The organism is Agrobacterium sp. ST15.13.015, from assembly GCF_027871645.1.
Taxonomy (GTDB): Bacteria; Pseudomonadota; Alphaproteobacteria; order Rhizobiales; family Rhizobiaceae; genus Agrobacterium; species Agrobacterium leguminum.
The window spans coordinates 21,113-37,107 of the sequence record NZ_JAQAHF010000016.1; the positions used below are offsets into that span (position 1 = coordinate 21,113).

The 15,995-nt window shown below is 60.0% G+C and carries 15 protein-coding genes and 1 pseudogene; 5 read left to right on the plus strand and 11 right to left on the minus strand.

Annotation, left to right across the window (positions count from 1 at the left end; all coding sequences use genetic code 11):
• Positions 1-153: 153 nt before the first annotated feature.
• Genes traG through traC form a run of 3 tightly spaced genes read right to left on the minus strand, consistent with a single transcriptional unit; the run spans position 154 to position 2,639 of the window.
• The gene (gene traG / locus PIB16_RS21505; RefSeq protein WP_142913691.1) at positions 154-2,130 is read right to left on the minus strand and encodes a Ti-type conjugative transfer system protein TraG; all 1,977 of its coding nucleotides are present in this window, start codon (positions 2,128-2,130) and stop codon (positions 154-156) included.
• Complete coding sequence (gene traD, locus PIB16_RS21510) at positions 2,123-2,338, minus strand: type IV conjugative transfer system coupling protein TraD (RefSeq protein WP_142913692.1); 216 nt, start codon at positions 2,336-2,338, stop codon at positions 2,123-2,125. Before traD ends, traG begins: the two co-directional genes overlap by 8 nt.
• 4 nt (positions 2,339-2,342) lie before the next feature.
• Positions 2,343-2,639 (minus strand): conjugal transfer protein TraC, encoded by a 297-nt coding sequence (gene traC / locus PIB16_RS21515; protein WP_142913693.1) that lies wholly within the window; start codon positions 2,637-2,639, stop codon positions 2,343-2,345.
• Positions 2,640-2,893: 254 nt separating this feature from the next.
• On the opposite strand from traC, the gene traA reads away from it, so the two are divergent.
• From traA to PIB16_RS21535, 4 genes are read left to right on the plus strand one after another with little or no spacing between them, the layout of a single operon-like run.
• On the plus strand, positions 2,894-6,205 hold the full coding sequence (traA, locus tag PIB16_RS21520; RefSeq protein ID WP_271046318.1) for a Ti-type conjugative transfer relaxase TraA: 3,312 nt from the start codon (positions 2,894-2,896) through the stop codon (positions 6,203-6,205).
• The gene (gene traF / locus PIB16_RS21525; protein WP_244614276.1) at positions 6,202-6,768 is read left to right on the plus strand and encodes a conjugative transfer signal peptidase TraF; all 567 of its coding nucleotides are present in this window, start codon (positions 6,202-6,204) and stop codon (positions 6,766-6,768) included. Before traA ends, traF begins: the two co-directional genes overlap by 4 nt.
• On the plus strand, positions 6,758-7,921 hold the full coding sequence (locus PIB16_RS21530) for a conjugal transfer protein TraB (RefSeq protein WP_142913695.1): 1,164 nt from the start codon (positions 6,758-6,760) through the stop codon (positions 7,919-7,921). The genes traF and PIB16_RS21530 overlap by 11 nt, the downstream gene beginning before the upstream one ends.
• Positions 7,922-7,937: 16 nt before the next feature.
• On the plus strand, positions 7,938-8,552 hold the full coding sequence (locus PIB16_RS21535) for a TraH family protein (protein ID WP_142913696.1): 615 nt from the start codon (positions 7,938-7,940) through the stop codon (positions 8,550-8,552).
• Between the two features lie 16 nt (positions 8,553-8,568).
• Here the strand turns inward: PIB16_RS21535 and PIB16_RS21540 are convergent, their stop codons facing one another.
• The 3 genes from PIB16_RS21540 to PIB16_RS21550 all read right to left on the minus strand — a co-directional run bounded on the left by PIB16_RS21540 (position 8,569) and on the right by PIB16_RS21550 (position 9,959).
• Complete coding sequence (locus PIB16_RS21540) at positions 8,569-8,946, minus strand: DUF5615 family PIN-like protein (RefSeq protein ID WP_142913697.1); 378 nt, start codon at positions 8,944-8,946, stop codon at positions 8,569-8,571.
• Positions 8,943-9,575, minus strand: coding sequence for a DUF433 domain-containing protein (locus PIB16_RS21545; RefSeq protein WP_142913698.1), 633 nt, complete (start codon positions 9,573-9,575; stop codon positions 8,943-8,945). Before PIB16_RS21545 ends, PIB16_RS21540 begins: the two co-directional genes overlap by 4 nt.
• 171 nt (positions 9,576-9,746) lie before the next feature.
• On the minus strand, positions 9,747-9,959 hold the full coding sequence (locus PIB16_RS21550; RefSeq protein ID WP_037094533.1) for a helix-turn-helix domain-containing protein: 213 nt from the start codon (positions 9,957-9,959) through the stop codon (positions 9,747-9,749).
• A gap of 196 nt (positions 9,960-10,155) precedes the next feature.
• On the opposite strand from PIB16_RS21550, the pseudogene PIB16_RS21555 reads away from it, so the two are divergent.
• Positions 10,156-10,461: pseudogene (locus PIB16_RS21555) on the plus strand (transcriptional repressor TraM); the annotation flags it as partial.
• A gap of 85 nt (positions 10,462-10,546) precedes the next feature.
• On the opposite strand, the gene PIB16_RS21560 reads toward PIB16_RS21555, so the two are convergent.
• The 5 genes from PIB16_RS21560 to PIB16_RS21580 all read right to left on the minus strand — a co-directional run bounded on the left by PIB16_RS21560 (position 10,547) and on the right by PIB16_RS21580 (position 15,743).
• The gene (locus tag PIB16_RS21560) at positions 10,547-10,807 is read right to left on the minus strand and encodes a PilZ domain-containing protein (protein WP_161596383.1); all 261 of its coding nucleotides are present in this window, start codon (positions 10,805-10,807) and stop codon (positions 10,547-10,549) included.
• Positions 10,808-10,861: 54 nt separating this feature from the next.
• A complete protein-coding gene (locus PIB16_RS21565) occupies positions 10,862-11,299 on the minus strand; it encodes a TadE/TadG family type IV pilus assembly protein (protein WP_142843320.1) in 438 nt (145 codons plus the stop codon).
• Positions 11,296-11,892 carry a TadE/TadG family type IV pilus assembly protein gene (locus PIB16_RS21570; protein ID WP_142843321.1) on the minus strand — a complete coding sequence of 199 codons (597 nt, stop codon included), beginning with the start codon at positions 11,890-11,892 and terminating at the stop codon, positions 11,296-11,298. Before PIB16_RS21570 ends, PIB16_RS21565 begins: the two co-directional genes overlap by 4 nt.
• Complete coding sequence (locus PIB16_RS21575) at positions 11,889-13,826, minus strand: TadE/TadG family type IV pilus assembly protein (RefSeq protein ID WP_237681478.1); 1,938 nt, start codon at positions 13,824-13,826, stop codon at positions 11,889-11,891. The genes PIB16_RS21570 and PIB16_RS21575 overlap by 4 nt, the downstream gene beginning before the upstream one ends.
• A 249-nt stretch (positions 13,827-14,075) precedes the next feature.
• Entirely contained in the window at positions 14,076-15,743 is a 1,668-nt protein-coding gene (locus tag PIB16_RS21580) for a globin-coupled sensor protein (RefSeq protein ID WP_142843322.1), read from the minus strand.
• Between the last annotated feature and the right edge of the window lie 252 nt (positions 15,744-15,995).

Consider the following 15,995-nt stretch of genomic DNA (forward strand, 5'->3'; position numbering starts at 1 on the left):
CAGACGGTGTGCGGGAGCGGGGCGCGGTCGGTCCCGCCTCCCCTTCGGGCCTCTTTGTTGAGGCTCCTGCGGCTGCGCTATTTCCCGCTCCTCGCACGACGAGAATTCCCGAAATCCCGCCCTTTCGTGCGACGCTGATTTCTCCGATACTCTTCATTTTTCTGGATCGACCTTGCTCGCTGCTCTGCGCGCCGGCTCGATCAGAGGGGCTTCGGGTGGGCTTCCAAGCTTGTGAAACCTGTTCGTGCCAACACAAGCTTTCATGTCGTCGCGCCGAAACCAGATCGCGCGGCCGCATCGAAGCGGCGCGTTCCCCGCCGTGAAGACGATCTGTTCGTCAGCGCGCATGCGAAGGACTTCGTGCGGCTGGATCAACGGTCGTGCGGCCAACTGCTTCGACCGCGTCCGCGACGATCCTTTCATCTGCGAACTTCGGCTGACCTGGTCGATCTCGGCCGTCGTCATGCCGCAGCGACGCGAGATGTAATCCGCGGTTTCCGTATCGTTGATCGCCGCGAAACTGATCCAGCTCGCGCTCTCGAACCACTTGCTCGCGGCATCGCGGCCGCCGTAGGTTTCCCGCATCTGGCCGATTGACTGGTAGATCATGAGAAGCGTGATGCCATACTTCCGGCCGGCGTCGCGCGCGGTCTCCAGGATCCGCATGTAGCCAAGGCGGGCAACCTCATCGAGGAGGAACAGTGCTCTGCCCTTCATCAAACCATCGCGGTTATAAATTGCATTGAGGAACGAGCCGATGATGACGCGTGCGAGGCCCGCATGCGTCTCCAGGGTCTTGAGATCGATGTTGATGAAGACGTCGGTGTTTCCATCGGCAAGATCCCCCGTCGAAAACGTCTTGCCCGAAACCAGCGCGGCGTAGTTCGGATAGGACAGCCAGTGGGTTTCCTTGATGGCATTCGCATAGACGCCGGAGAAGGTTTCAGGCGTCATGTTCACGAAGGCCGCGACGTTCTCCTTTACGAAATCCGAGTCCGAATTGTCGTAGATTTCCTGCAGGCGTTGGCGCAACTGCGGTTCAGGTTCGGAAAGATTGGCGCGGACCTGGCGAAGCGTCTGGTTCTCCTTCTCAGTATGTCCGGAAAGGCAAACGTCGGCGATCATCGCCGTCAACAACTGCAAGGCCGAGGCCCGGAAGAAGTCGTCGCGCACACCGCGCGTACCGCCGCTATCGCTCATGATCCATGAGGCAACGGATGCGATATCCTCTTCCTTGGTGCCGCCGAATTGCCCGATCCAATCCAGCGCATTGAATCCGGTTTCCGGCTTCTTCGGATCGAGGACGAACAGGTCTCGGTCCGCGCTGGTGCGATGGGCCGACACCATTGGGGCAACCTCATTCGACGGGTCGAGGACGATCAGCGAGGCGCCCCATTTGAGCGCCGTCGGGATCGTCACCGATGTCGTCTTGAAACCGCCGGAACCAGCGAACACGATGCCATGCGACGAACCGAACGAACCGTCGAAGCATAAGAGCGGTGACTTACCACCGGCACCCCATGTGTCGGGATCATCGGCGCGAAACGCGCGCGTCCCTACGCTGTCCTTGTCGACGCGATATCGCTCGCCGACGACGATACCGCCGCCCTCCGCAAACAGGCCCGTCGCCTCCTGCATTTTCATCCAGTCGGCCTCTCCATGCAGCGCCCGCTTGCCGCGTATGCGTTTGGGCTCGGCACTGGCGAAGGCCGCGTTGCCGACGAGCGCAACGCGGAGGGCGAAGCAGGCAGAAAGCGCTGCAGCTGCCGCTCCGATCAGCGTCGCCGGATCGAGATAGGAGAGGAGCGACTTGCCGACCGGAACCTGGTTCGCGAATGCCGACAGCCTGATCGCCTCGCGAACGATGGCGACAATGATCGTCGCTAGCCCTCCGGCGGCGACGCCCCATCCTGCCGTCTTGATCCTGATCGCGCCGGCGCTCGCGAACAGCAACACGATGCCGATGACCGCCGCGGCGACATAAGGCAGGGCAATGCCGGCGCGGCCGAGCGTCTGTCGAGCAGCCTCCGTCTTTCCGAAGCCGGACAGCCAGTGTTCGATCCCGGTCAATCCGATCACGACCAGGATCATCAGCACGACAGGCGCCATGAAAAGAATGATCCTATTCATCGCTGTTGCCAAAGGCCCCCGCGCCGATCGCCAGCAGCCGCGGCCGTTCGGTCTCATCTGCTTTGAGGCGCTGGCTCAAATCGATGAGCGCGCCCAGCAGCAGCGCCCGTTTCTCGTATCGAAGGCCCGCTTTGACGATCAGACCGCCGAGCTCGATCTTTTCCCGCGTGTCCTTCTTGCGGGCGTCGGATGTGGTCGTGCGCGCCATCCGCTCAAGCCTCAGCAGTCCCGCCCGCAGCCGCGCCAGTCGCGTTCTGCGTGGACGGTGCCCTGCTTTCGCCTGCGCCTGCTCCCCTCTTTCCTCCGGTCGTACGAACCTCGCCTCCGCGAAACCGTTTCGCCAGGTCCTCGAAGGCCGCCTGCAGCTCTGCCTCGTCGACCTCGATCTCGCCAAGTCCGGCCTTGAGGGCGATCCGGCCGATGCGCTCGGCCTCACGGGTCTCGGCGATCTTTAGCTGCTCCTGGAGTTTGGCGATTTCGTCGCGGATCTTGGAGGATGGCCTTTTCATTCCGTACGTCTCCTTTGGGTTGGAAAGCTTGTCTTTCGAACCCAGTTTCCCGGAGGAGCGTGCGGAACGCACTACTGTGAATCCTACAATCGCCAAAGCGCCAGCTTTGGTGAATGATCCCGGCCGTTCCGAAGGAGCGGATCCGAAGGGCGCAATTATACGTCGCTGACGCGACGTTCTGCTTTTTGCCCCTGGCGGGGCCTTCCGCTTCCGACGAACCTGTTGATTTCGTTCGCAACCGGGAAAGAATTGCTGTGGCCGTCCCCCATTTCTCCGTCAGCGTTGTCGCCCGCGGCTCCGGCCGCAGCGCCGTGCTGTCGGCGGCCTACCGGCACTGCGCCAAGATGGAGTTCGAGCGCGAGGCTCGAACGATCGACTACACTCGCAAGCACGGATTACTGCACGAAGAGTTCGTTATTCCCGCAGACGCTCCCGAATGGCTGCGAACGATGATCGCGGATCGTTCGGTCGCCGGTGCTTCCGAAGCCTTCTGGAACAAGGTCGAAGATTTCGAGAAGCGCTCCGATGCGCAGCTTGCCAAGGACGTCACCATTGCTCTGCCGATCGAACTGAGCGCTCAGCAGAATATCGCGCTCGTGCGGGATTTCGTCGAACGGCACATCACGTCGAACGGCATGGTGGCCGACTGGGTCTATCATGACGCGCCGGGCAACCCGCACGTTCATCTGATGACAACCTTGCGGCCGCTGACCGAAGACGGTTTCGGCGCCAAGAAGGTCGCGCTGCTTGGACCGGACGGCAATCCGATCCGCAACGATGCCGGCAAGATCGTCTATGAGCTCTGGGCTGGAGGCATCGACGATTTCAACGCGTTTCGCGACGGATGGTTTGCCTGCCAGAACAGGCATCTGGCGCTGGCCGGTCTCGACCTTCGCGTCGACGGCCGCTCCTTCGAAAAGCAGGGGATCGATCTCGAACCGACCATCCACCTTGGCGTCGGGACCAAAGCGATCGAGCGGAAAGCCGATGTTGCTACGATGCCGGTCGAGCTCGAGCGCATCGAACTGCAGGATGCGCGCAGAGCCGAAAACGCGAGACGGATCGACCGGAGCCCAAAACTCGTCATCGACCTGATCACGCGTGAGAAGAGCGTCTTCGACGAGCGTGATGTCGCCAAGATCCTGCATCGTTATATCGACGATCCCGCCCTGTTCCAAAGCCTCATGGTCCGGATCATCCTGCATCCCGACACGTTCCGCCTTGAGCGCGAGCGGATCGACTTTGCCACTGGTTCCAGATTGCCCGCCAAATACACGACGCGGGAAATGATCCGGCTGGAAGCGCAGATGGCCAATCGCGCCGTCTGGCTATCGCAACGGTCGTCACATGGCGTGCGGGATCCGGTGCTCGCCGCGACTTTTGCCCGTCATGACCGCCTGTCGGATGAGCAGAGAACTGCGATCGAGCACGTCGCGGGAGCCGAGCGGATTGCCTCGGTGATCGGCCGCGCCGGCGCCGGTAAGACGACGATGATGAAGGCGGCACGCGAAGCCTGGGAGGCGGCCGGCTATCGGGTCGTCGGTGGCGCACTTGCCGGCAAGGCGGCCGAAGGGCTGGAGAAAGAAGCGGGAATCCCTTCTCGGACACTTTCGTCCTGGGAGCTTCGCTGGAATGCGGGAAGAAACCAGCTCGACAGCAAGACGGTCTTCGTTCTGGACGAGGCCGGCATGGTGTCGTCGCGGCAGATGGCGCTGTTCGTCGAAGCGGTGACGAAGGCCGGCGCCAAGCTCGTTCTCATCGGCGATCCCGAACAGCTCCAACCGATCGAAGCAGGCGCCGCGTTTCGGGCGATTTCCGATCGCATTGGGTATGCGGAACTCGAAACCATCTATCGCCAGCGCCAGCAATGGATGCGCGATGCCTCGCTCGACCTGGCGCGCGGCAACGTCGGCAAGGCAGTCGACGCCTACCGTGCCAATGGCAAGGTGATCGGGTGGGATCTGAAGGCCGACGCCGTCGACAACCTCATCGCCGCCTGGGACCGCGATTACGATCCGGCGAAGACGTCGCTGATCCTGGCTCATTTGCGCAGGGACGTTCGCATGCTCAACCAGATGGCGCGCATCAAACTCATCGAGCGCGGGGTTCTCGACAAGGGAGCTATGTTCAAGACGGCGGACGGCGATCGCAATTTTGCCGTGGGCGACCAGATCGTGTTCCTCAAGAACGAAGGATCGCTCGGCGTCAAGAATGGCATGTTGGCCAAGGTCGTTGAGACCGGGCCGGGCCGCATCGTCGCGCAGGTTGGCGATGGCGAGCTTGCGCGCCAGGTGCTGGTGGAACAACGCTTCTACAACAACCTCGATTATGGCTATGCCACGACGATCCATAAAAGCCAGGGCGCCACGGTCGATCGGGTCAAGGTGCTGGGTTCTCTTTCTCTTGATCGCCACCTCACCTATGTCGCCATGACTCGTCATCGTGAGGACCTGGCCGTCTATTACGGCCGAAGATCCTTCGCCAAGGCCGGCGGCTTGATCCCAGTCCTCTCGCGCAGGAACGCCAAGGAAACGACCCTCGATTACGCTGGTGGTCCCTTCTACCATCAGGCCCTTCGCTTCGCCGAGGCTCGAGGTCTCAATCTCGTCAACGTGGCCCGCACGCTCCTCCGCGATCGGCTGGAATGGACGGTTGGGCAAAAGCAAAAGCTCATCGATCTTGGTGCGCGGCTGGCCGCGGTCGCCGCCAAGCTCGGGCTCATCATCGGCTCTGTGAAATCCCCAATTCATGACACTGTCAGGAAGGCAAGACCCATGGTTTCCGGCATCACCACCTTCGCAAAATCAATCGACCAGGCGGTGGAGGACAAGGTCACAGCCGATCCCGGTTTGAAGAAACAGTGGGAGGAGGTTTCGACCCGTTTCCACCTCGTCTACGCGCAGCCGGGAATCGCGTTCAAGGCGATCAACGTCGACGCACTGCTGAAGGATGGAGCGGTGGCGAATGCCACCATCGGCAGGATCCGCGATCAACCGGAAAGCTTCGGCGCCTTGAAAGGCAAGACCGGTCTACTGGCAAGCGGCACTGACAAGCAGGCGCGGGCAACAGCGCTGACCAACGCGCCGGCTCTGGCTCGAAATCTGGAACGCTATCTGCGCCAGCGTGCAGAGGCGGAGCGCAAATATGAGGTCGAGGAACGCGCCGTCCGTCTGAAGGTGTCCATCGATATTCCGGCGCTCTCGGCAAACGCAAAGCAGACCCTCGAACGTGTGCGCGATGCGATCGACCGCAACGACCTGCCGGCCGGTCTCGAATATGCGCTTGCCGACAAAATGGTGAAGGCGGAGCTCGAGGGATTTGCGAGAGCTGTATCGGAGCGTTTCGGCGAGCGGACCTTCCTGCCTCTTGCCGCAAAAGGCACCAACGGACAGACATTTAACACCGTCACCGCGGGGATGACGGCCGGACAGAGGGCCGAAGTGCAATCAGCATGGAATTTTATGCGGACCGCGCAGCAGCTGGCCGCGCATGAGCGCACGACGGAGGCTTTGAAACAGACGGAAACCCTGCGTCAGACAAAGAGCCAGGGACTGTCCCTGAAATGACGGCGCAAGTCTCTGTACGTCGGATGCGACCTGCGCGACGATCGAATGCCGTCGTGCTTTTGTTGGTGGCGGCAACCGTCGTTGGGGGCAGTGCCGCTGCCGCCAAGATCGGCGGCTACCGCATCAACCTGACGCCGAGCGAGCCCCTCGGGATATGGCGCATCTCGGCGCTCAATCGAGTGGTATCGGCAGGCGATCTCGTCTTCATTTGCCCTCCGCAAACGCCTGTCATGCGAGAGGCCAGAGCGCGTGGCTATCTCCGCTTCGGAACCTGCCCGGGCGGGGTCGCTCCGCTCATCAAGACGGTCATCGCGGTTCCCGGGCAGCATGTCGAAATCGGTGCGGGCGTAACGATCGACGGGCATGCGATCCCTTTCTCCGATCTGGCTCAGCGCGACGGCAAGGGTCGGCCGATGGTGCCGTATTTCGGCGGCGCCGTGCCGGCACAAAGCGTCTTCCTCCATTCACCGCACAGGAGCTCCTACGACTCCCGCTACTTCGGTCCCCTTCCCGTTTCGGGCATCCTCGGCCTGGCGCAACCGGTGCTCACCTATGTGCCGTAAGCGCGTTCGGCCGGTCCTGTTGATTGCCGCTTCAATCATCGCCGGAACGGTGGCGTGGAGCGGTCACGTCCTTTTCCTTCCGCTCGCATGCACGTTTCCAACCCTCTGGGCGCTTGCGCGGTCACGACTGGCGGCCGCAGCGGTTTCCGCCGGTTATTTCCTCGCTGCATCACGCGGTCTGCCGCAGGGCGTTGCCACCTTCTATTCCTCCGACCTCTGGCCGGGACTGCTGCTCTGGCTCAGCGCATCGCTGGGCTTTGTCGGTGTCCACGCAATGTTCTGGACGAGATGCGAACGTACACGACCGTTTCGCTACCTCGCGGCAGTCTTGCTCATGGCCATTCCGCCAATCGGTATCACCGGCTGGGCGCATCCGATCACGGCCGCGGGCGTGCTGTTTCCGGGATGGGGATGGTGGGGGCTCCTTGCCGCGACAGCCGGCCTCATGGGCCTCGTAACCCGCATGTGGCCAGCTGTCGCGATTGTCCTGGCAGGCTTTTGGATCTGGTCCGCCGCAACCTGGGACGAGCCGAAGCTAACGGAAGCGTGGCGGGGCGTCGATCTCGAATTCGGCGCTTCACTCGGTCGCGACGTCAGCATTAGGCACCACCGTGATCTGATTGCCACGGTGAAGGATCGAGCATCCGGCGGCGCCCTCACCATTGTCCTCCCCGAGAGCGCCCTGGGCTTCTGGACGCCGACCGTCGAGCGGCTCTGGGTAAATGGGCTGCAGGGCACTGACGTCACCGTCATTGCCGGCGCTGCGGTCGTCGATACGGGCGGATACGATAATGTTCTGGTCGCTCTCTCTCGTAACGGTGCTCGCGTCATTTATCGCGAGCGCATGCCGGTCCCGGGCTCGATGTGGCAGCCTTGGCGTCCCCTGCTGGGTCAGAGCGGTGGCGCGCGGGCGCATTTCATCGCGGACCCGGTAGTGGCGGTCGCTGATGCTCGGGTCGCACCGCTGATCTGCTACGAGCAACTGATCGTCTGGCCCGTTCTCCAATCCATGCTCCACGATCCGGACGTCATTGTCGCCGTCGGCAACGGCTGGTGGACCAAGGGGACATCCATCGTCGCCATCCAACGCGCCAATGCGGAAGCCTGGGCGCGTCTGTTCGATAAGCCCCTCTTGATTTCCTTCAACACCTGAAGCCCGAGGAGACCTCATGCTCGACGCTGCCCTGATCCAACAATGCGCCGACCCCTCATTGAAGCCGGCAATCGTCGAACAGTTCGTGACCGCTGCGGGCTCGAACGATCCGCTTGCCGTCACGGTCAAATCGGGTGGCCGATTGATCCTCGTCCCGAAGGCGATGACGCCGGACGAGGCCATGGCGATCGTCCGGCAGTATGTCGGCCAGGCAGTGGTCCGCGTCGGCTTGACACAGTTCCCTGCGGGTGTCGGCGTCAAGGATACGGCCGACTTAAAGGCTGATCTCGTCGATCCTTGCGAAAACCTTCGCAAGGGAACGGCGATGTTCGCGAAGGTCTTGCGGATCGTTGCCAAATGGTACGGCAATCCGAAGAGCGATGACGTCTTCCCTCAGATCTTCGAGGACGCTGTCTACGCCTGGAAGACCGGCGAGTTCGAAGGCGTGAGCGTGTTCCAGGCGGAGGATCCGAGAAAAAGCGTGACGATAGACAATGTATTGCCTCCAGAGGAGGCCGAGGCGAGCAGCGACATACCTCCTGCGGATACAAGCACTGAAGGCGCCGAGAAAAGCGAGAACGTTGGGTCAGCTGAGATGCGGATCGACCTGTCGAGGATCGGAGGAAAATGATTTCCTTGGAAGGTGACTATACTTCCGGAAGCGAATAGCGCGTGAGAACCGCTTCCTCTCCGTCGAGGGTTACTTCGATGACTGCGTTGACCATATCCTGCGCGCCTGCCAGATCCTGCAATATGAGGGCAAACAATTCTCGTTGCAGCACAGGCAGCACCTGCGGGACGATAATCACCAGACCCGCATGCAGCTCTTCCTTGGCATAGAGCTTCCGGAAGTCGCGGGCGTTGTTCGTCACGAAGGTGAAATCTTCCTCGATAATCCGAGGCATTAGGTCCCAATCGGTCTCGCCGCTCAGTCCCAGCCAATTTACATGGAAACAATCGTGGCCGTGCTCTTGAGCCACGGCCACGAGAGACGTGTGAAGGCATTCATCGATAAGAAACTTCACGAGGTCGAGCCAGACGTTTTAGGGACGTTCTCGTTCCGAAGGATCAGGCGCTTCACGGATTTCACCTTCAGGCCCTGCTCCGAAAGCTTCCTCGGACGTCCTCTGGCGGGATGGGCCGCAACCCAGATCTCGGCAAGTTCCACCATGCGCTCGGTGAGCGAAGGATAGCCCTCAACGATTTCCGCTGTACTTGCGCCTTGGGTCTTCATCGCGGCAATCGTTCGCACGGGAACACGGGTTCGCTTGAAAACCGGCTCGCCGCCCACGACGCCTTTCACGCTTTCAATCAGTCGTTCGGCTTCTCGAAGCGCCTCGGCCCGCGCGGCCAGTTGTTCTCGTGCTCGCGCAACGTCGATAATGAGATAATCGTCTGCCCTAACAGTTTCGGCATCGGGGTTCTGGTCGATCGTATCGAATAGGCGCTTGCGGCGCTCGGCAGACAAGATCGATCCGACGCCGTACCAGAGCTTCAACCGAAGCAGATCCTCATCGGTGAGTGCTCGACCCCTGCTACCAACGAGATGAGTCTCGATGATGCGCTTGTCGATCGCATTGTGCACCGACTTCACAGCGATCTCGCTGACAGCCGCCGCCTCGGCGGGTGTGTAGGCGTGTGATGTGCTGGCCATAATCATTCTCCTTGTGGAGAATATATAATGCGGCCCGCCGCTCGTGTAAAGCCTTGACCCATGCTCAATCTCAGTGGTCGAGCTGTCCCAATCGATCGATGCACATCGGCTTCGGAGCGGAAACCGCCTCCGAACCCTAAAATCCAGTCGACCACGGGCGCGATTTGCAGATCAGTTCGATTTGGTCACAAGCTCGGCGGGTTCGACGCCCAGCGCTTCTGAAATCTGGCCAAGGACGGTGAGGGTTGCCGACATTTCGGCGCGTTCAATGGCACCGATATGGCGTGCGCTCAGGCCTGTGCGGTGCGCCAGTTCCTCCTGCGTCAGTTTCTTGCCATGACGTATTCGACGCAAATTGACCGCCATGACCTCGTTGAGATCCATGACGTGAGCGGAACCTGAATCGGAATTATTGTTCTAGGAACTATAGTTCCGATTCGACATGTCCTGTGATATTGGGGGCAATCGATCTTCGACGGATTTGCAATGTTGGTCTTATGATAGTCTGTAGCGCGGCCGCACAGTGCGGGACCAAAGCATCGTTTCGAGTGGTGAAGGAATGAGTTTCGAGGAAAAACGAATGAACGATGCGGAGTCCTCTGAGACCGACAAGAGCGAGCGGGATCCGCGGTTCTGTTCGATGCCGAAGGAAGCGTTGGAGGAATTGGCGGTGTCGGCAATACACGAACACCGCCGGCTGCTCGCCGCGGATGAGGCTGTCTACGAGGAATGGACTCGCGCGAGCGGCGACCCCTCGGTTTCCAGCGACGTCCTGGCAAACCTGCAGGATGAATACATTGCCCGTCAGAAGAAGTCCGAAGCCCAGCAGGAAGAGCTGTCGCAGATCATCGACGCACTTGGCTACATCCCCGACGTCCCATTGGACGATTCAGCACGGTGTTTCGAACATACAATCCGGCCATCAGTATCATCGTATCGGGCGGAGAAGACTGGAAGCTAGCTCGTTGTGTTCATGTTGGTATATTGCCACCCATAAATTCGACGCCCAGTTCATTAAACCTACGCCAACGTATTTCACATTGACGCCGAGAACCGCCTTCCAGCGCCAGCTCGAACACGTTGGGAAGTTCCATCGTCGTTTCCATGACCAACCGGGCGCCACCTGCAGACAGATTGCGGATCGTGCAATCCCGCGTGGCCACGCCGTTGTTATAGATGATACGCGCGCCCTTGAAGGCGCGTATTCTGGGGGACGCCCGCCGCTCATCCACGGCAGAGCAAACCGTCGGGACGTGCAACGTGGTATGGAGCCCCGTGCGGCCACATCAGTAGTTGGTGTAGCATGCTTCGGCTTTCAGCTGAGTGCCGCCCGCCAGGGACGTCAGGAGATTTGGCACAACGGTCGTGAACTCGTATTCGATCCTCGCCTTTGAAAGACCTTCCAAACCGTTGCAGCTGGCACTGCGATCGAGAGTGATCGCCGTCGGATCAAGTTGGATGAGCCACCCCGCCGCTTTGGACTTCGCAAATGCGATCGCATTCTCCGAGCTGTAGGCTCCACCGTCTTCGCATTGGATCTGCGGTATGCCCATGCAACGCGCCGTGGCGATTGCTGTTTCGTGAAGAGCATGGGTCGCCCAGAACAACCGGGCAAATTCGATCATACCAAACAGCAACAACAAAAAGACCGGCGCGACCAACGCAAACTCAACGGCGCTGGCGCCGGAACGTTCACGAATGAACCTGCGTATGGAATACCTCATTTCGTCTGCACCATTGCGTTGGCGGCAATGGAACCGTCCTTGACGACATCGAACATCGTGAAGAACGGGGTATATGCCTGCTTTGCCGTTACAGCGACATAGCGTCCGGCACGCCCGCCGTCAGGGCAAGACGAGTTGCAGGTGACTTGCGACCCCCACTCGACAGATGCGGCATTCCCCTTCGGGCAATAGCAGGCATTGGCCTGACTGGAGACGCCACCGATCTTGATCGTCGCCCCGTCATAACTGGCCTGCGGACCGTTATTGACCTGTATTGCCGCGGTGGCATCGCCCCGATAATTGCTGGCGATCATGAGGGCAAGATTCTTGGCCAGTTCGCTACCGTTGCTGCCATCGACCTGGTCGGCATGGGCGATTGCATAGCTGGCGCTTGCCGAGACGGCCGCCTCCAGTTGAAATCGCGAGAACACCAGCATTCCCAGATCGACACTCGCCACGAAGACGAGAGCGAAGATGGGAACGACCAAGGCAAATTCGATAGCAGCATTGCCCTTTGTGTCTTTCAACACAAAAAGCGGATGGCCAAGGCGAACGCGTGCTCGCAGCGCCATTATTCTCAGAAACGTCTTCATTGGACCAAGGCCACCTTTCGGGTTCCACTCAGTTGCGTACATTCGGACATCGCTTGGGAGCCGCCGGATAGCGAGATGCTCGTGCCGATCAGTTGCAGACAGCCGTTACCCGCGTCCCCGAGCTGACCACCACCGCCAAAATCGATCACGCCATTTGGAAAATAGAAGGCGCCCGAGATTTTCGCTCTGCCGCCGGAGGTGATCTCAGCGCCTGTCGTATTCTTGGAAGACTGCGGACCGATAACCGCCAATTCCGCATAGGGGCCGGATTTCGGGGCGTTGAGCGTGATGGCGTTGCCGCCGGTCAGGCAGAATGACTTTCCGCTACATTCCCAATCAGAAGGTGTTTCGGTGCCTGACAGGACGATGGTGACGTCCTTGCCGGAGACCGCGACGTTGTCGCTGCATGCGGAGCCGCCGGTATTCACCGAGAAGTACCCGTCAACGGTATAGGTACCAGCGCCAAGTCGTGCACCGCCTGCCAGATTGACGTTTCCGGATATGTCATGCTCGGCGCTTGCGGGGATGGTGATGCAGCTACCGCCACCACCGCCGTTCAGATCTCCGTTCAGGCGGAAAACACCCTTTCCGGTGCTGGCATCCGCCATGACCGTGATGGAGCCGCCATCAAGCCCGATGGCGTTGTCGCCGCTGGATTTCCCGATGGTGTAGCTGTTGGACGTACCGGCCCCGAGTTTGAGTGTGGCGCCTGCACCCGTGTAGAAACCTGCGTCAAACACGAAGGCGCTTGGTCCATCTATGGTGACTTTGCCCGAGGCACAGAGGCTATAGCGGGCATCACCACATTTCTCGCCTCCCATGCCGAAGTGGAACGAACCAGTTCCAAATGTCAGGTCCGCACCATAGACCCCCTTCTCGACGTTGAACGTGCCGTCACCGAATTCGAGCTTCGTGCCGAAGTCGTTCTGAATCCTGCCCGAGAAGTTATAGACTGTCGACTTGACCCCCGAGACGTTGAACTTCACCTGGAGGTTGCCGTGGACAAGCAACGAGCCGATGTTGATCTTGGAACCGCTGCAGGTCACATCCCACTTGTCCATCCAGTACTGATTGTAGTTGGCCGGATCGTAGCTGCATCCAATGGCCTGCAGGGCGGCGGCAGTGTCCGGGGGTGAGGTGCTGCCACCGAACTCGATGTCCTTGCCTTTGGTGACCGAAGCCTCAGTCGGCCAGGACGCCTTCCGAATTATGTCGAGGCGAGCATTGAGTTCCGCCACGCCCGCGTGATTTTCCAAGGGATCGGAGGTGTACTGCTTGGTGACGGGAGCTTCGCTGCCGTCGCCTTTCACAATGTTCGCTGTCCACGGACAGGGCTGCGAAGAACCCTCAAAGTAGGTGGCACTCTTGGCTGTGATCTTGGTACCACATGGTGCGATCAGATCGTTGTTAGAGGCCACGTAGCAATTTGGCGCGCCGACCTGGACACCACCGGAAAGCGTCACGCCTGTTCCCGATTTATCAAGCGCGATGATGCAGGCACTTTCCGCCGCGCCAAACGAAGAATAGGCCTCTGCTGCGACGTCAAGCTGAGGTTTCACCCCTAGAACCGGCGCCAGAAACAGCGTGTTCGTCGTCTTCACCTCAACGTATACCGCCTGGAGCTTTTCGTTTTTCGGTGACGCCGCAAGCGAGACGGAAACGTTCGCGGGATCGACGCCGTTGAGCTTCGCAACATTGAGCGCGGCAGACCTCATCCGATCCTGCGAGCTTGTTTCACTATAGGCGAGCGCGCCCGCGTAAGATGCCAGATCAGCAGTGCGCTGATTTTCGTCCCGGACCAGCAACCCGTATCCATACTCGACGGACAAAGCAGCAAAACCAATGATGACCGGCAGCAGTATTGCCGCCATGATCGCGATGCCGCCGTGCCGGTCGGCGCTCAAACGTAAAATAAGGTGGTGAATAATCTTCATGGTCAAAATTCTCTTTGGGAGCCATGGGCCAGTGCAAACCTGATGGCCGGGCGCCTTTGCTCTTCATATTTTTTGTCTGGCAAATGGCGACCCGGCTCCGTTCCACGAGGGACCCCAAAACAGGGTTCTCGCTCCAGCGATGGGACCGAAAAACGAAGTGCTCTGCGCTGTTCCTGGCTGCACTTCACCGCGAACGCGGACAGAGCCCGACGGAATGGACACCACTGAGCAATCGCTCAGTCCGCGTTCTCAGAACGCCTCCCAATCTCCGGTAGCGATTGCTGCATTGCCCTGACTGGCAAATGTTTCACGCAGTTTCGACCGAAGGTCGCGCGCCGGAGAGGACGCCGCGTGCACAGTGGCTTTCCCAACAGGGCGAGGACGCGCGATCGAACCTCGGCCGGTGTTGAAATCGCTGAGCATACCCGTGATACGGCTGACCTCCTGGACCAGAGCATGGCTTGCAGCAGTGGATTCTTCCACCATCGCGGCGTTCTGTTGCGTTCCCTGATCCATCGTGTTGACGGCAGTATTGATCTCCTGAAGAGCGGTCGCCTGCTCGCTGGATGCCCTGACGATCGCCCCGATGTGACGGTCGATCTCTTTCACTTCGCCGACGATCTCCGTCAGAGCTTCACCGGTCTGCCCGACCAGCGATACACCTTCCTTTACCTGCTCGCCGGAATTGTTGATCAGTTCCTTGATCTCCTTGGCGGCCTTGGCCGAGCGTTGCGCCAGTTCGCGGACTTCCTGGGCGACAACGGCAAAGCCCTTACCCGCATCGCCGGCCCTTGCGGCTTCGACACCCGCATTGAGCGCCAGGAGGTTGGTCTGGAAGGCGATCTCGTCGATCACCCCGATGATGCTGGAGATTTCCCGCGATGAGCTGTCGATCGCACCCATGGCGGAGACGGCCTGCTGAACAATCTGGCCGGACTTTTCGGCGCCTGCACGGGCCTTGGCAACAAGGTGCCCAGCCTCTTCCGCGCGTCGGCTCGAATCCTTGACAGTTGTCGTGATCTCCTCCAGCGCCGCCGCCGTCTCCTCGATCGAGGCGGCCTGTTGTTCGGTGCGCTTGGCGAGATCATCGGCGGCAGAGCGGATCTCCTGCGCGCCGGCGCTGATCTGGGTCGCGGCACCATCAATATGCTGGATCGTCGTCGACAGCTGTTCCAGTGCATTGTTGAAGTCGTCTCGCAGCACATGATAGGCCGCCGGTAGATCGTCATCGATCCGGTAGCTCACATCCTTGGCGGCGATTGCCGCCATCGCCTTGCCGAAACAGTTGCAGACGAGCTGACGCTCCGCGTCGATGGCTTCTGTCTGGGCCTTCTGCTTGGCGATCTCCGCCTCGTCGATATAGACGGATATCGCCAGGTCCATGTCCAGCATCACGGCCTTCACGAGACCGGCGAGTGCTTTGCCGAACTCTGCCGGCTTCATCGTCTTCTTCGAGAACATCCCGCCCTTCGGGAATATCTCTTCGACGGCGCTGTTGATCAGATGGTCGAGAATGATGGCGTATCCACCGATATACCATTGTGGCTCCAGGCCGATGCGGGCATGCACCGTGCCAATCGTCCGCACCTTGGCAACATAATCCTCGTTGAAGTTGCCGTCCGCGATATTGACCCAATGACCCATCTGTGCGCCCTTGGCGCGGGAAATGTGATCATCGGAGGAGAAGAAGCGGCTGGCTTCGGGGGTTATTCGCAGTTGCGTGTAGAATTTGTCGAGGCCATGTGGCAGTTCGCGTTCGACGAGGGCCTTCAGCGATCGGATCCCGGCGCGTCCTTCCTGATCGAGTTGCATGAAATCGAGACGACGCTCGACACTCTGACTTTTTGACTTTGAGACTACAGCTGCAGCACTCTGGACGGAGTTGCTGCAGGTATGCATGGCGGACTGGCTCGACATTCCCGACCTCGATTAAAATGGCTGAAACGGTGATCGGGCAGTGCCTCAATCACGTCGAAACCCGTCATCATGTCCGGCTTTGGCGCTCATCCGCCTTTCTCGACGACCCCAAATTTGGCCGACCTGGTTAATTTGGTGTTAACCGAAACCCATAGGTGCTTGACCCTTCACCCTTAGCTGCGCCCATGGGACATCGCGTGCGAATTTCGGATATTATCGGCCGATACTGTCGGGATGAAAAATGAGCGGTCA

What these genes read in the sequence shown, in the direction of transcription:
- traD (WP_142913692.1), bottom strand. Translation starts at nt 2,338, where the DNA reads ATGGCGCGCACGACCACATCCGACGCCCGCAAGAAGGACACGCGGGAA.
- PIB16_RS21570 (WP_142843321.1), bottom strand. Translation starts at nt 11,892, where the DNA reads ATGAAGACGTTTCTGAGAATAATGGCGCTGCGAGCACGCGTTCGCCTT.
- PIB16_RS21530 (WP_142913695.1), top strand. Translation starts at nt 6,758, where the DNA reads ATGTGCCGTAAGCGCGTTCGGCCGGTCCTGTTGATTGCCGCTTCAATC.
- traG (WP_142913691.1), bottom strand. Translation starts at nt 2,130, where the DNA reads ATGAATAGGATCATTCTTTTCATGGCGCCTGTCGTGCTGATGATCCTG.
- traC (WP_142913693.1), bottom strand. Translation starts at nt 2,639, where the DNA reads ATGAAAAGGCCATCCTCCAAGATCCGCGACGAAATCGCCAAACTCCAG.
- PIB16_RS21535 (WP_142913696.1), top strand. Translation starts at nt 7,938, where the DNA reads ATGCTCGACGCTGCCCTGATCCAACAATGCGCCGACCCCTCATTGAAG.
- PIB16_RS21565 (WP_142843320.1), bottom strand. Translation starts at nt 11,299, where the DNA reads ATGAGGTATTCCATACGCAGGTTCATTCGTGAACGTTCCGGCGCCAGC.
- PIB16_RS21580 (WP_142843322.1), bottom strand. Translation starts at nt 15,743, where the DNA reads ATGTCGAGCCAGTCCGCCATGCATACCTGCAGCAACTCCGTCCAGAGT.
- PIB16_RS21575 (WP_237681478.1), bottom strand. Translation starts at nt 13,826, where the DNA reads ATGAAGATTATTCACCACCTTATTTTACGTTTGAGCGCCGACCGGCAC.
- traF (WP_244614276.1), top strand. Translation starts at nt 6,202, where the DNA reads ATGACGGCGCAAGTCTCTGTACGTCGGATGCGACCTGCGCGACGATCG.
- PIB16_RS21550 (WP_037094533.1), bottom strand. Translation starts at nt 9,959, where the DNA reads ATGGATCTCAACGAGGTCATGGCGGTCAATTTGCGTCGAATACGTCAT.
- PIB16_RS21545 (WP_142913698.1), bottom strand. Translation starts at nt 9,575, where the DNA reads ATGGCCAGCACATCACACGCCTACACACCCGCCGAGGCGGCGGCTGTC.